The sequence below is a fragment of the Enterococcus sp. DIV1096b genome (genome assembly GCF_050498765.1).
Classification (GTDB): Bacteria; Bacillota; Bacilli; order Lactobacillales; family Enterococcaceae; genus Enterococcus_D; species Enterococcus_D entomosocium.
Map to the genome: position 1 here is coordinate 717,172 of NZ_JBMHEK010000001.1, position 14,619 is coordinate 731,790.

12 protein-coding genes are annotated in these 14,619 nt (G+C 41.9%); all 12 read left to right on the top strand.

What is annotated here, in order from left to right; genetic code table 11:
- Positions 1 to 249 precede the first annotated feature (249 nt).
- Positions 250 to 1,539, top strand: a complete 1,290-nt coding sequence (locus IGJ17_RS03325; RefSeq protein WP_016620579.1) for a CapA family protein — start codon at positions 250 to 252, stop codon at positions 1,537 to 1,539.
- 233 nt (positions 1,540 to 1,772) lie between these two features.
- Positions 1,773 to 2,387 carry a hypothetical protein gene (locus IGJ17_RS03330; RefSeq protein WP_005237455.1) on the top strand — a complete coding sequence of 205 codons (615 nt, stop codon included), beginning with the start codon at positions 1,773 to 1,775 and terminating at the stop codon, positions 2,385 to 2,387.
- Positions 2,388 to 2,667: 280 nt separating this feature from the next.
- Positions 2,668 to 3,324 carry an HAD family hydrolase gene (locus IGJ17_RS03335; RefSeq protein WP_042891036.1) on the top strand — a complete coding sequence of 219 codons (657 nt, stop codon included), beginning with the start codon at positions 2,668 to 2,670 and terminating at the stop codon, positions 3,322 to 3,324.
- Positions 3,325 to 3,860: 536 nt separating this feature from the next.
- A complete protein-coding gene (locus IGJ17_RS03340) occupies positions 3,861 to 4,244 on the top strand; it encodes a DUF7006 family protein (protein WP_005237452.1) in 384 nt (127 codons plus the stop codon).
- A 250-nt stretch (positions 4,245 to 4,494) separates the two neighbouring features.
- Positions 4,495 to 5,337: a Cof-type HAD-IIB family hydrolase gene (locus IGJ17_RS03345; protein ID WP_034878757.1), complete on the top strand. Its 843-nt coding sequence runs from the start codon at positions 4,495 to 4,497 to the stop codon at positions 5,335 to 5,337.
- A gap of 313 nt (positions 5,338 to 5,650) precedes the next feature.
- Positions 5,651 to 6,457: a MurR/RpiR family transcriptional regulator gene (locus IGJ17_RS03350; RefSeq protein WP_005237449.1), complete on the top strand. Its 807-nt coding sequence runs from the start codon at positions 5,651 to 5,653 to the stop codon at positions 6,455 to 6,457.
- Entirely contained in the window at positions 6,447 to 7,892 is a 1,446-nt protein-coding gene (locus IGJ17_RS03355) for a glycoside hydrolase family 1 protein (protein WP_005237448.1), read from the top strand. Before IGJ17_RS03350 ends, IGJ17_RS03355 begins: the two co-directional genes overlap by 11 nt.
- Before the next feature lie 88 nt (positions 7,893 to 7,980).
- Positions 7,981 to 9,819: a glucose PTS transporter subunit IIA gene (locus IGJ17_RS03360; protein WP_139960334.1), complete on the top strand. Its 1,839-nt coding sequence runs from the start codon at positions 7,981 to 7,983 to the stop codon at positions 9,817 to 9,819.
- A gap of 286 nt (positions 9,820 to 10,105) precedes the next feature.
- Positions 10,106 to 11,665, top strand: a complete 1,560-nt coding sequence (gene hisG, locus IGJ17_RS03365; RefSeq protein WP_034878755.1) for an ATP phosphoribosyltransferase — start codon at positions 10,106 to 10,108, stop codon at positions 11,663 to 11,665.
- Entirely contained in the window at positions 11,662 to 12,942 is a 1,281-nt protein-coding gene (gene hisD / locus IGJ17_RS03370; protein ID WP_086333047.1) for a histidinol dehydrogenase, read from the top strand. The genes hisG and hisD overlap by 4 nt, the downstream gene beginning before the upstream one ends.
- Positions 12,939 to 13,997 (top strand): histidinol-phosphate transaminase, encoded by a 1,059-nt coding sequence (gene hisC / locus IGJ17_RS03375; RefSeq protein ID WP_005237444.1) that lies wholly within the window; start codon positions 12,939 to 12,941, stop codon positions 13,995 to 13,997. Before hisD ends, hisC begins: the two co-directional genes overlap by 4 nt.
- Positions 13,994 to 14,587 carry an imidazoleglycerol-phosphate dehydratase HisB gene (hisB, locus tag IGJ17_RS03380; RefSeq protein ID WP_005225202.1) on the top strand — a complete coding sequence of 198 codons (594 nt, stop codon included), beginning with the start codon at positions 13,994 to 13,996 and terminating at the stop codon, positions 14,585 to 14,587. The genes hisC and hisB overlap by 4 nt, the downstream gene beginning before the upstream one ends.
- Positions 14,588 to 14,619 lie beyond the last annotated feature (32 nt).

The following is a 14,619-nucleotide window of genomic DNA, read 5'->3' on the forward strand; positions in this document are numbered from 1 at the left end:
GTTAGTCCAGTTCTACAAGAAAGATTCATTCGGAAATCAGCTACCATAGAAGTGGAGAAACAGTTCGATCACGATCGGGCTGTTTTTTATGCTTTATGAAATGACCTATTAAGGGGCTAAAAAGTATAGTATAATTATTTAATAAAAAGATATTATTTAGTGAATGTTGTGCGAAAGGGAATAGAAGCACTCTCTTTCGATTGTAATAGAATAAAAATTTGGGAAAAAGGACATTGAAAGGGTGGGTTCATGAGACAGCAACGAAGACAGGAACATCAGAAAAGGCAGCGGATCATTGCTGGGTTAAGTGTAGCATTATTGGCAATCACATTCGGAGTGATTTATCTAGTGATTCAAGCGACAAGCATCCCCGAACAGCGTCTTACCGCAGAATCGACAAAACCGACTAAGCCAATGCAAGAATCAAGTAGTTCTACCGAAACAAAGCCAGAAGTAAAAACCATCACAGTGACAGCTAGTGGCGATATGCTCTATCATACACCTGTTTATTTAAGCGCTTACGATGGAAAGCGTTATGATTTTGACAATGATTTTGAGCAAGTCAAACCGTTAATTGCATCGGCGGATCTTGCTCTGGGTGATTTTGAAGGAACCATCAATCCTAATAAACCACTTGGCGGTTTTCCCTTATTCAACGCGCCTATCGATGCCGTTGCCAGCATCAAAGACGCTGGCTTTGATGTGATCGATCTTGCTCATAATCATATCTTAGATACGGGAATCGAAGGAGTCAAAACAACGGCGGCTGCTTTTCACGATCAAGGGTTGGCAACGATTGGTGTCACGGTCGACAATAGTGGAATTTTGGTCAAAGAAGTCAACGGGATCAAAGTTGCTCTCTTGGCCTATGCCTATGGCTTCAATGGACTTGAAGAAAGCTTAACTCAAGCAGAGTATGACACTTATTTGAAAGACTTGTCCCTCGATAAAGTGGAAGCAGAGATCAAAGAAGCGGAAACCTTGGCGGATATCACCATCGTGATGCCTCAGTCTGGTGTCGAGTATTCTTTAGAACCAACGGAAGAACAACAAACTGTTTATCGGAAGATGATTGATTTTGGTGCTGATATTATTTTCGGCGGCCATCCGCATGTAGCAGAACCAACCGAAATCATCGAAAAGGACGGTGAAAAGAAATTTATCATTTATTCAATGGGGAACTTATTGTCGAATCAACGTTATGAAACCGTCAATAACAACTATTGGACCGAACGCGGCGTCATTCCAGAAGTTGAGATCACCAAACAGGGAGCTCGGACCTATTTAAGTAAGATTGCCTTACATCCAACTTGGGTCTCCAAAGAGCCGATCCCTGATCGTACCTATTATGATCCAGAATACGGCGTCTTACAGGCCTTTGATTTTCAAGTTTACTTGGCCGAAGATTATCTACCGGATGGACAATACGCCAAACGTGTTCCTGAAGAAAAACGACAGCGCATAGAAACCGCCTACCATGAAATGCTGGAGCTGTTAGATTTGAAGTGGGAGCAGCAAAAAGAAAATCAAAATGACTAATAAGGCAACCTGACCAACAGGTTGCTTTTTTATTAGCTCTCGAGAAAACGAATCATGAAACGAATGGTGCTCCTTCCAACAAAACATGACAGTAGACTATCATTTATGAACAAAAAATGACACCTCAAGCTGATAAAAATAAGTAATAATGTCAACATAAAGCATTCAGAAATGAGTCGGAAAGGATTCAGTAGATGATTTCTGAATAAAAGGGAAAGAAAGCAGGATGTGTCATGAGAATTATTATACTGACGAAAAATATATCATATGAGATTGATTTGCAGCGGGAGTTACAGATTTTGAGTCATGAAGTGTTCGTAGGGAAAAATACAGAAGAGGCGGAATGGTTGATAGAAAGCGCCAAATTATTTGACTGCTTATTTGTCAGTGAAACGATTGCAGATCCAGAATTTTTATTGATCAATCAGGCGTTGGCTCCTTATTATCAAAAACGAATCGTCCGTATCTTGCCAGGGAATATTGAACAAGAAGGTAGGATGGAAAAAGCTGAAAATGCCACGTACCTGAATCGCTCTTTTGTCGAGCTGAGAGAATTTTTGGCTGCACTACCACCAATTAGTCGTAAGTTAGAAAAAGCATCCGTCACGAAAGAATCCTTTCCTAAATTTCTTAGTCTACAAGAACAGATCTTTTTTAACAATTTAGGAGAAGAGCAATTTATTAACCGAGAAGACCTGTGTTGGAAAATTTGGGGAAATGGTGGAACAAACTCGAGAAAATCTCAGTTGTCGATATTAGCGAAACGAATCAATGAAAAATTAGATGAATACGACTACACTGAAAAACGGGTTCGTACCGCTTGGGGCAAAGGCTATATCTTACAATAAAAAGAAAATTGTGTGATCAAAAGAGCATCGAAGCCTTATTTCTCACGAATAGACCTCTTTGTAGCTTCGACTGCTTTTCAGGTAGAAACGACTCTGTTTTCAAATTGAGTCGTTTTTTATATAAAAATATTAGTATTAAATAAATGATGGTATCGAAAATTATGATAATGCTTTTTTTTAGTGTTAAAATAGAGATAATCAGTAATGAAAAGGAATACTACAGGATTTAAAAAGCACTTTGGAGAAACGTGCTGTAGTATCTTTCAGAGGAGGAAATGTCGTGAAGAAGATTGAGTGTGTGATATTTGATTTAGACGGAACCCTATTAGATTCGAGAGAATGCAGCATCAAGGCGACAAAAGCAGCTTTTACAGAGATGGGACTCAAAGTACCGAGTGAGGTAGTCATTGAACATTACATGGGGATACCGATCGAAGAATCGTTTTTTAAAATGTCAGAACAGCCATTGGATCAAGAAACAGCAACGGAACTGATTCGGGTTTTTCGTACCTATTATCAAACATACGAGGAAAGTACCTTGAACGTATTTCCTGAAATTCCCCATGTCCTAGAAATCTTAATGAAACGAAAGGTTCCTTGTTTCGTGGTTTCAAGTAAGAAGACAGCGGTCGTCAAACGAAATTTGGCTGCTCAGAACCTGGTGGCGTTCTTTGAAGAAATCATCGGCTCAGATGCGGTGTCCCACTACAAGCCTCATCCAGAAGGAATCAATAAAGTAGTAACTCAGTATCAGTTTGATCCGACAAGGACGATCATGGTAGGAGATGCTATTTTTGATATCCAGATGGGCAAAGCAGCCGGTGTCAAAACCATCGCTGTTACCTGGGGCAGCCACGATGCGAAAAAACTTTCCGCTGAAAAACCAGATGCTTTGGCAGAAGCGCCGCAGGATATTTTAGATTATATCTATGCTTGATCTATTTTTACTGATACAGTTTAAAAATCATTTCTATTTTTGATCTGTAGCGTGAAAAATAGAATGGACTGAACGTCTTCTTCCAGCAGTATATTTGAGGTTTCGACCAATGATCGATAGATTCGATTATTGGTTTTTTTTGTTGGTATGGATATGGGGCGTCTATTTACATGAAGCAACAATTTTAGCTATCTGTTGATTTTTGTGGATATTATAGTCATTTTCTTGTCATTAGAGACGATCTAGTTGCATTCGGGCACTACTTTTTAGCAGAAGGGAACGGGGCCGCCTCTTTTTCACTCTTATTTCTTTTATTTAATAAAAAGTAATTATAAGAGAATCTGAAAGGGAAACTATAATAGGCGTAACTGATTTTCTTAATGTGTCTGCATTGGTAAGAGCTAAAGACCCAATCATTTTTAGTGGTTTTTGGACAGCAAAGCTTCAATTAAAAAAACTATCGGAAGAAAATCAAAGCGAGCAGAAGGGATAGCGCTACTTTCACCAAAAAAAAATAGATGTAAAGGAGTAAGGATATGATATCAGAAAATATCAAGGAACCGAAAGACTATTTGTGTTATTCAAAAGAAGTGTTGCTAAGTTTAGGGGTAATGACAGATTTCCCCAAAATTTTTCATTTTTATCAAGAACTCTGCAATGAATTTGAGTACATTTATTATGATCGATCAAAAAATTTATTTGATCAGCTCAAAGCACTTCTAGCAATAGATGCGCAGATTCAAATTTTACTGGAACTTTTTGAAAATAGTAGAACAAACCTATGCAAAGAGTTTTGTATGGATGAGCATGAAATTATTTGTATGATCAAAAATGATAAAAAATCTTATTATCGCGAGCTTACAGGTCAAAAAAACAATCAAGTACCAAAATGGAGTTTAATTTATTTAAGTGAGGAGTAAGCATATTTTAGGATAATTCAACCATCTCAAGAAAGAACACATGGAGCAATAACGCGATGAACACGGGAGTAGAGGAATAGAAAGAGGGATCACAATAACAGAATCCCATCTTATGATCTAGTAAAATAGTCTAGCGCACTTTCCTTGTGATTTGTTATACTAATTCTAAGGAGCTGATCTTGACACCTTGTGTTCGGCAAGTACGTTCATGTGAGCGCTTTATTGATTGAGTGAGAAAAGAGGGAATGATTTGACGAAAAAAATTGTCTTTTTAGATGTAGATGGAACATTATGTGATGATGCTGGAAATGTACCAGAAAGTGCACGCCAAGCGATCACAGCGGCACATAAGAAAGGCCATGAATTTTTCTTATGTACCGGTCGTTCAAAGGCCGAAATTACAGAAGACGTGTTGGCACTGCCCCTAAGTGGGATGATTGGTGCCGGCGGCGGTTATTGTGAGGTGCATAATGAGGTGATTTTGCACAAAGTTTTTGAAAAAGAAGCTTTATTAAGATTGATTGATTTCTTAAAAGAAAACCAAATCGAGTATTACTTGGAATCGAACCAAGGTTTATTTGCAAGTACCAATCTAAGAAATCGTTTGCTGGAGATCGTCTTAGCAGGTGAGTCTGTTGAAAGTGAAGCAGGAAAACAACGCGTTCAAACTATTCAGTGGTTCCTTGATTTACTGATTGAGGACGAAGCGAAAATCGATTACGATGACGTGAACAAAGTTTCCTTCATCAATCATTCCATTCCTTATGAACAGGTCCATGACCAATACCACGAACAATTCCAAATGATTCGAAGTACGGTACCTGTTTTTGGCAAAGATAGCGGCGAGATCGGCATCAAGAATATCCACAAGAAAACAGCCATCGATTTTCTCTTGAACCATCTAGGGATCGATAACAAAGATACCTTGGCGTTTGGTGACGGCCATAATGATGTCGAAATGTTTGAAGCTGTTGCGACGGGAATTGCAATGGGCAATGCCTGTGAACAGCTATTGGCAGTAGCTGACGAGGTGACGGCTCGACCAGAAGACGGCGGGATTGCGCAAGCGCTCCAAAAGCACGGCCTCGTGTAGCTACTAAAAAACATGATTAGCACATGCTTTTTTATGCTAGTCAGGTTTCATAGCAACAAAGTTCAGAAGACCTGTAAAGTGATCGACAGAGTAGTTTTTTGCTTCATTCTTGTGAAGAAGACTCTGATTAGAAAGAAGTACTATCAGTGACTATACAACATACAATAGGTAAAAGGGGACAGAAGCCGAATTCTGTGCCTCTTTTTTTATTTCTAGATAAGATTTAACTGGGGACAAGACATGCACCCCAATATTGGAAACGGATACGTTATAATTTAGATACAATCAAACTTGGCCAAGGGAGATTAAAAAAATGGATAATAATCGATTGAATTTCATTTATAAGTTAAATCATATTGTGAACGAAAATGAAGTAGGGACGGTTGAATTTGAACTTGCTAAATTTTTCTTAGAGAACTTCAAAAGCGTGACTCGATGGAACATTTATCAGATTGCAGAAGAGCAGCATGTATCGCGGGCCTCCATTCGACGATTTGCGAAACAATTGGGCTACGAGAACTTTTTAGATATGAAAAAAAACGCGGAAACTTTTGATGATGGAATCAATGAATTTCTAAAGTTTTACGGCTACTCTGATTTTTTGCCTAAGCTTCAAGCCAATATTACTTCGCTAATGGAAGAATTAAGTCTGCGGTTTAATACACAAGAAGTCGATCGTCTTGTCCGATTAATCAATGATAGCCGGGAAGTTATGATTTTGTGTTCAAGCAATATTACTGGTAGTGTAAAAACTTTCCAGCAGCGAATGGTTATCTTTGGTAAAAGAATTACTTTATTAACATCAAAGAGCGATCTGACATTAGCCTTGGAACATTGCCAAGATCCCTTGATCATTGTTTTTTCGCTATCGGGTCTCTTCGTCTCTTCTATGCTTGAAATACTAAAAGAGGTCAAGGCACCAACGATTTTGTTTACAAATAATAGAAACCCGATCTATAACCGCTATTTTGATAAATTGTATCATTTAAGTTCACAAACACATGAGAAAGAAATCACTGAGCTGCTTTACTATACGTATGGCATTGATTTCGTACTTGATCTACTATTCAATGGTTATTTACTTAAATTTAAGAGAGAAGGCAATGGGCATGCATTATAAAGATAAACCACTATTTCCAAAGGATTTTTTATGGGGCGCTTCAAGTGCTGCGTGGCAAGTTGAAGGGGCTGTAGCAGAAGATGGGCGTTCAACTGCGATCATCGACTTAAACAGCAAAAAGAAAAAGCCCTATACAGATAATTCGATTGCCGCTGATCATTACCATAAATACAAAGAAGATGTCCAATTAATGGCTGATGCGGGCTTTACTTCATATCGCTTTTCGATTGCTTGGCCTAGGATCTATCCTGATAATTCAGGGGTGCCCAATCAATTAGGCATTGACTTTTATAATCAGCTGATTGATGAATTAGTTGAACATGGCATTACTCCAATCGTCACTTTGTATCACTACGATATGCCAGTCTGGGTTGACGAAGAATTTAATGGTTGGTACGACCGAGGCATCATTGATGCATTTGACCAATATGTTAGAACCTGTTTTGAGTCATTCGGCGATCGTGTGAAATACTGGCTGGCAATTAATGAGCAAAACATGCAAATTGTCTATGGAGACTGGTTAGGAGTATGCAAATACCCAGAGACTTGGTTTGAAGATAAGTGGAAAGTCAATCATATTATGAACCTATGTCATGCAAAAGCGGTGATTGCGTGTCATGAATTGGTTGAAGACGGCAAGATCGGCCCGGTTCCTGGGATGGTTCCGTTTTATCCTGAGTCAGCAAAACCAGCAGATCAGATTGCAGCGATGAATGCAGAAGAACTGACGGAAAAAATCTGGAATGATTTTAATGCAAATCGTGAATACAATGGTTTTATTAAACGTTATTGGAAAGAAAATAATATTGATCCCGATATTCGCCCTGGGGATATGGAATTGGTTGCACAAGCAAAAATCGACTTTTTCGGCATCAACTGTTACCGTAGCAACGTAGCGAAGGAGTCACCAGTGGCATCCGATCATCAAGAAATTGGGTTGAACAAATCGGGGAAAAAAGGGGAATTTGTTTACCCAAATTATCCAGGGATTTTTGCGCAAACGGTCAATCCTTTTGTCGAGACAACCGATTGGGATTGGGAGATCGATCCAGTTGCTATGCGTTACTTGTTACGCTATATGGAAGACCACTATCATTTACCAATGGTGATTACTGAGAATGGCTACGGGGCGCATGAGACGCTGGGTGAGGATGGACAAGTACATGATCAAGAACGAATCGATTTTTTAAATGATCAGATTTATCAAGTCGGATTGGCGATTGAAGATGGCGCAAAAGTCTTTGGTTATAATCCATGGTCCTTTACTGATCTTTTGAGTACAGGCAATGGGATGGCGAAGCGATATGGACTTGTCTATATCAATACAACTGATGAAGACTTACTGGATTTACGTAGAATCCCGAAAGATTCTTACTATTGGTATAAAGAAGTGATCCAATCAAATGGTCAAACGTTAGCACGTCCAAAAGGATGAGAAATGAGCGATAGAAGAAAGAGCTTCTATCGCTCCAAAAACTACTTTAATGAAAGCGGTTTATAAAATAAAGTGAGGATGAATCACTATGTCAAACTATCATGAACTGGTTGCGTATATTATAAAAAATATCGGAGGAATCGAAAATGTTCAAACAGTCAATCACTGTGCTACTAGGCTTCGTCTACAGCTAAGTGATCCGACCGCTTTTGATGACAAGCAATTAAAAGAAAACAAACTCATTTTGGGCACAGTGAGAAGAGGACATGAAGTTCAACTGATCATCGGTCCGGATGTGCCAAAAGTGTATGCAATTTTTACAGAAGAGCGAAATCAAATGAATGGTCAGGCGAAGGAGGAACGAAAAACGAAGCGCACCCTCAAAGACTACGGCTTACTGATTGTCGATTTTATCAGTGGAACCTTCGTTCCGGTTCTGCCCGTATTGGTAGCTGCTGGGCTGGTATCGGCGGTATTGAATATTGGTGTGACCTTTTTCGGACTTGCAGCTGACAGCGGGACCTACACGATTTTAAATGCCATCAACGATGCGGGTTTTTATTTTCTGCCGATTTATATTGGGTATAGTGCTGCTAGAAAACTTGGTATCAATGGTTTGATGGGTATGTTCCTAGGTGCGATCCTCGTCCACTCATTGATCAATGGCGTGGAAGGATTGAATTTCTTAGGAATCGTTATCCCAACGATGAGCTATAATACAACGACTATTCCCGTAATATTTGGTGTTTTGTTTATGGCGGTAATGGATCGAATCGGGGATAAGTGTATTCCGCAATCGATCAAGTATTTCGTCAAGCCATTATTAGTTATTTTAATTACAGTGCCTGTCACATTAATTGTATTAGGGCCAATTGGAAATGCAGTGGGCGGATACATTGCTAGTGGGTTGAGCTTTTTATACGACAAACTCGGTTGGTTTTCAGTTGGTGTCTTAGGAGCAATGACTCCGCTATTGGTCATGACCGGCACCAATCAAGCGTTGTTCCCCTTGGTCTTTGCTATGTTAGGGGACTACGGCTATGATTCATTTGTTATGCCGGCTATGCTAGCAGCTAACGTTGCCGTGGGTGCATCAGCCTTAGCTATTTCTTATACAGAAAAAAATACTGAAAAACGAGCATTGGCTCTTTCTTCAGGACTGACTGGTGTGATGGGGATCACCGAGCCGGCTATTTTTGGCATCTTGATCAACTATCGAAGTGCTTTTATAGGAGCGATTCTAGGTGGTGCAGTAGGTGGGATCATGGCAGGATTTGTTCAACTAAAACAATATGCAGTTGTTTCACCAGGTCTGGTTGCGATCCCGACTTTTATCCCGACAGATGGTTCTGGATTCAATAGCAATTTTTGGTTTGCAATTGTCGTCATTCTTCTAGCAGTATGCGTTTCTTTTACTACAACGATTCTCTTAGAACGAAAAAGAGTTCAAGTAAGTCAAATGAGTAAAGCCGAAGATGCTTTGAAAGTCAGCAGTCCAATATCGGGAAGCGTTGTTTCCCTTGAGACAGTCAAGGACCCGATGTTTTCGGAAAAAATGATGGGGGACGGAGTGGCGATCATTCCTTCTGATGAGACCATAGTCGCTCCTTTTGATGGTTATGTGATTATGACTACACCCACCAAGCATGCGATTGGCTTAAGAGGTGAAAATGGGGTCGAACTTTTGATCCACATCGGGATCGACACGGTTCATTTAGATGGAAAAGGATTTACTCTTTATGTAGCTGAAAATCAATACGTTAAAGCTGGAGAAAAACTGATTTCTTTTGACGAAAAAGAAATCAGTGCAGCAGGCTATGATCTAACGATCCCCATCATTGTCACAAACACAGCTGATCATGAACCATTTGCTCAGACGATACAGCAAAAAGTAAATAGCAGCGATTATATATTTTCAGTTCAATAATGGGTTCCCAATCATTTCTTTTTCAAGCTTCTTAACGCGGACATCAACTATACCTTCAAGTGAAAGCCCTGTCCTGAATTTTCAGCAGGGCTTTTTTATTTGATGCCCTTTCTTTGTCTCTACCAATGAATTGTATCGAAAAAATCCAGAATATTTCGAAAAATAACATTGCTTATTTATGGCAAAACCATTAGTATTATTAGAAAAACTGATGGTGAATCGATGATAAAGCGTGGCTTTAACAGTGAGAAAGCCGGATCAGTGGCATGAAATAGGAGTGATAAGTGTGGAAGAGTTATGGAATGTATTGAAACCAGCCGAACAAGTCGAACTGAAATTAAGAAAATTGTATACGCAGCATCATTTTTCACCTTATCACTCGAACAACTTTGAAGAGTATCGCAACTATCAGCAAAATGATCAGTTTTTGCGTGGTTCTTCCATCATCACATTTACAGGCACGGATGGCAGGACGATGGCTCTAAAACCCGATGTTACCTTGTCGATTGCCAAAAATACACCGTCTGGAGAGGCGCGTAGAGTGTATTACGTGGAAGATGTCTATCGACAGGATCGTCAAGCTGGGGAATACCAAAAAATAGATCAAATCGGTTTGGAGCTCATTGACCAAATCACGTGGGAAGATCAACTGGAGGTTGTAAAACTGGCGTGGGAAAGTTTGGCTCAGGTGGGAAAAGGGACCTTAGATCTGTCCCATATGGGGATTTTGGACGGTATCTGCCAACGCTTCCCCGAAGCGGATCGACAAAAGGTACTGCACTGCCTGCGGGACAAGAGTTCTCATGGCATGGATGCACTGACTGAAAAGGCTGGCTTATCAGCAACAGAAGCTGAAAAATTAGCGAAACTGGTACGTTTGTCAGGTGATTTTGAAACCAAGTATCAAAAAGCCAAAGAGCTGCTGGCAGAATATCCCCAAGCACAAGCTGGTTTAGCAGAACTGAACCAACTGTATCAAGCTCTGCAAAAAGAACAACTGTCAGCCTCCATTCGGATAAGGTTGGATTTTTCGATTTTAAATGATGCCGATTATTACAGTGGTTTGCTGTTTCAAGGATTTATCGAAGAAGCAAGAGAGACGATTTTATATGGGGGCCGTTATGATCGCTTAATGAGTCGGCAAGGCAAAGCGCAAGGAGCGATCGGGTTTGGTATGAAGCTCAACCATGTAGGGCAAAAGTTGCCGACTGACAACGAAAGTTCAGGCTATTTGAACATTGCGCTGCCAAAAGGCCGCATGGGGGATGCCGTATACGATTTGTTCACGAAAGCCGGAGTCGCTGCGCAAGGCGTCTTTAAAGACAATCGCCAACTAATTTTTTGTGATGAAGAAAACAAGCTGCGCTTTTTCTTAGTCAAGCCTAGCGATGTAGCAATCTATGTGGAGCACGGAGTGGCGGATATCGGTGTCGTAGGCAAAGATATTTTAATGGAAAGCAAGGCGGAAGTCATCGAATTTCTTGATTTGCATATGGGGGTCTGCCGTTTGGCCGTAGCGGCGCGTAAGGATTTCGAGGAAGATTTCTCCCGACCGCTGCGGGTCTCTACAAAATATCCGCAGATCACTCGCCAGTTTTATCAAGGGTTAGGTCGCTCGGTGGAATTGATCCAACTGCATGGATCGATTGAATTGGCCCCTTTATTAGGTCTCTCCGATGTGATCGTTGACATCGTCGAAACGGGGACGACACTAAAGGAAAATGATTTAGAAGTGATCCAAGACATCGCGCCGTCTTCAGCGCGCTTAGTGATCAACCACGCCACGTGGCGTTTCAAGCAAGAACGCATTCAAACAGTGATTGAGAAGGTGAGGGAGCAATTATGAGAATTTTTTCGACCCAAAAAGATACGATCGAAACGATTGTGGCAAGGAAACAGTCGGAAACGAAAGATGTTTCAACCATTGTCGCCCAAATCATTGCCCGTGTTCAGCAGCAAGGAGATCAGGCGTTGTTTCAATTAATTGAGGAAATCGATCAAGTGACCTTGTCTTCCTTAACCGTCAGTCCAAGGGAGATAGACGCGGCTGTCCATGCCGTCTCACCCGAGCTGCTTAATGTGATGGAACAGGCGAAAGAAAACATTTTGGCATTTCATCAAAAACAAGTCCAGCAAGGCTTTGTCTTAACGAAGGAAAATGGCGTTGTGATGGGACAGCGGGTCTTACCATTAACAAAAGTCGGGGTCTATGTTCCTGGCGGCACAGCAGCTTATCCAAGTACGGTTTTGATGGATGTCCTGCCGGCAAAAATCGCCGGGGTCAAAAAAATCGTTATGATCACACCGACGGACAGTCAGGGAAAAGTTCCGGCTGCTATTTTAGCGGCAGCTTCCGTTGCCGGAGTGGATGAAATCTACAAAGTCGGTGGGGCCCATGGCGTAGCGGCATTGGCTTATGGAACAGAAACAATTCCCAAAGTCGACAAAATCGTCGGACCGGGAAATATTTATGTCGCCACAGCGAAAAAAATGGTGTACGGCGAAGTTGATATCGATATGATCGCAGGGCCCAGCGATGTGCTGATCCTCGCTGATGCCAGCGCAAATCCTCGCTGGCTGGCGGCGGATCTTTTGGCACAAGCCGAGCATGATCCCTTAGCGCAAGCCATCTTAGTCACAACAGAAGCAGCTTTGATTGAAGAAGTCCAAGCCGAGCTTGAGTTGCAGCTGAAGCAACTGCCCCGCAAAGACATTGCTGCTGCGGCGCTTGAATCTAGCGGAAAGCTGATTCTGGTCAAAGATTTGACCGAAGCACTTACCATTACCAATCAAATTGCTCCAGAACACCTTGAATTAGCGGTGGCTGATCCTTTTGCATTATTGGGACAAGTAGAAAATGCGGGCAGTGTCTTTTTAGGTCACCATACACCGGAAGTACTGGGAGATTATTTTGCTGGACCAAATCATACCCTACCGACAGAAGGGACAGCTCGTTTCTATTCGCCGTTATCAGTGGATGATTTTATTAAGAAAAGCAGTTATTTGTATTACCCAGAGGCAGCCATGAAAGCAGCTGGTCCAGCTGTAGCGTTGTTCGCGGAAACCGAAGACTTGATCGGCCATGCCCGTTCGATCAATGTACGAAGAGAGGGAGAAAAATGACCTTTTTACATCAAAAGTATCACAAGCTGACTCCTTATACACCGGGGGAACAAGTAGATGAGCAAGTCGTTATTAAACTGAACACCAATGAAAGTCCTTATCCGCCAGCGCCAAGTGTTCAAGCAGCGGTTGCTGATGCCGCCCAAAAGCTGAATCGTTACTCGGATATTGCTGCTGAAGTGGTGACAAACCCTCTGGCTGCCTATCTTGGCGTTACGCCAGCCCAACTGTTTCTCGGTAATGGCAGTGACGAAGTCTTGTCCTACCTCTTTCAAGGCTTCACGGAAAACGGCATCGCCTTTCCCGATGTGACCTACGGGTTTTATCAAGTATATAGTGCCTTGTACCAAGTCGCTGCTACCGTTGTTCCGCTGCAAGAAGATTTCTCAATCGCGTTAACGGACTACGATTCACTCAAAGGGACCGTCATTTTTGCCAATCCCAATGCCCCGACTGGGGTTTATCAAGAACAAAGCGAAATCTGTGCCTTTCTAAAACGGCATCCCGATCGCTTAGTGATAGTCGATGAGGCCTATATCGATTTTGGCGGCTCTTCAATGGTTTCTTTGATCGATCAATACCCAAATCTCTTGGTTGTGGGGACGTTTTCGAAATCTCGGCAGCTGGCAGGAGCACGCTTAGGCTTTGCGGTTGCCAATGAAGGACTGATCCAAGACTTGAATCGGTTGAAATTTAGCTTGAATCCGTACAATGTCAATAGTTTGACCCAAGCCGCTGGTGCAGCCGTTTTGCAGGAACAAGCGTATGTCGATGAGAAAATCCAAGCAACGATCCACGTGCGTGAGTGGAGCAAGCAAGCCCTAGCGAAATTCGGCTTTGAGCAGACCGACAGCCAAGGGAATTTTTTGTTTGCAAGGCACCCTGCGATTGCCGGTGAAGAGTTGTATCAGGCACTGAAAGAGCAGAAAATCTTCGTCCGCTGGTTCAATCAGCCCCGCATCAAAGAGTATTTACGAATTACGGTAGGAACGAAGGCCCAGATGGAACGACTGATGACGGTGCTAACAACGATCATAGAAGAGGTGAAGGAATGAGAAAAGCAGAAGTTACCCGCAATACGACGGAAACCAAGATCCACCTGCAGTTGACGATCGATGGTACTGGTCAGCAATCAATCAAGACTGGTGTGGGGTTTTTAGACCACATGCTGGAATTATTTGTCCGCCACGGTCGCTTTGATTTGACGTTGGTTTGTGATGGCGATACAGAAGTGGATGCCCATCACACAACAGAAGACGTTGCCATCGCCATTGGCCGAGCGTTTTCAGAAAGTCTTGGGGAGCGACGAGGCATCAAACGCTATGGTAGTATGCTGCTGCCGATGGACGAAGCCTTAGTTATGACAGCGATCGATATTAGCGGTCGCGGCATGGCAGTCGTAGAGTTGGCGATACCGAGTGAAAAAATCGGGCAGCAGTTTGATACGGAGTTGGTTGAAGAATTCTTCATTGCTTTTGCCCGTGAATTAGGTGCTACGATTCATCTCCATCAAATCGCTGGCAAAAACAGCCACCACATTGTGGAAGCTTGCTTTAAAGGGTTTGGGCGTGCTTTAGGTGAAGCGGTGGCGATCAATCAAGCAGCCCCAGATGAGATCCCTTCAACCAAAGGGACGATTCAGTGATTCATGAGGGGGAAAATGATTACGTATCTTCC

Bases quoted from the DNA above. Each gene is read 5' to 3' on its own strand.
- IGJ17_RS03355 (WP_005237448.1), top strand. From the start codon at position 6,447: ATGCATTATAAAGATAAACCACTATTTCCAAAGGATTTTTTATGGGGC.
- hisC (WP_005237444.1), top strand. From the start codon at position 12,939: ATGACCTTTTTACATCAAAAGTATCACAAGCTGACTCCTTATACACCG.
- hisB (WP_005225202.1), top strand. From the start codon at position 13,994: ATGAGAAAAGCAGAAGTTACCCGCAATACGACGGAAACCAAGATCCAC.
- IGJ17_RS03360 (WP_139960334.1), top strand. From the start codon at position 7,981: ATGTCAAACTATCATGAACTGGTTGCGTATATTATAAAAAATATCGGA.
- IGJ17_RS03350 (WP_005237449.1), top strand. From the start codon at position 5,651: ATGGATAATAATCGATTGAATTTCATTTATAAGTTAAATCATATTGTG.
- IGJ17_RS03330 (WP_005237455.1), top strand. From the start codon at position 1,773: ATGAGAATTATTATACTGACGAAAAATATATCATATGAGATTGATTTG.
- hisD (WP_086333047.1), top strand. From the start codon at position 11,662: ATGAGAATTTTTTCGACCCAAAAAGATACGATCGAAACGATTGTGGCA.
- IGJ17_RS03325 (WP_016620579.1), top strand. From the start codon at position 250: ATGAGACAGCAACGAAGACAGGAACATCAGAAAAGGCAGCGGATCATT.
- IGJ17_RS03340 (WP_005237452.1), top strand. From the start codon at position 3,861: ATGATATCAGAAAATATCAAGGAACCGAAAGACTATTTGTGTTATTCA.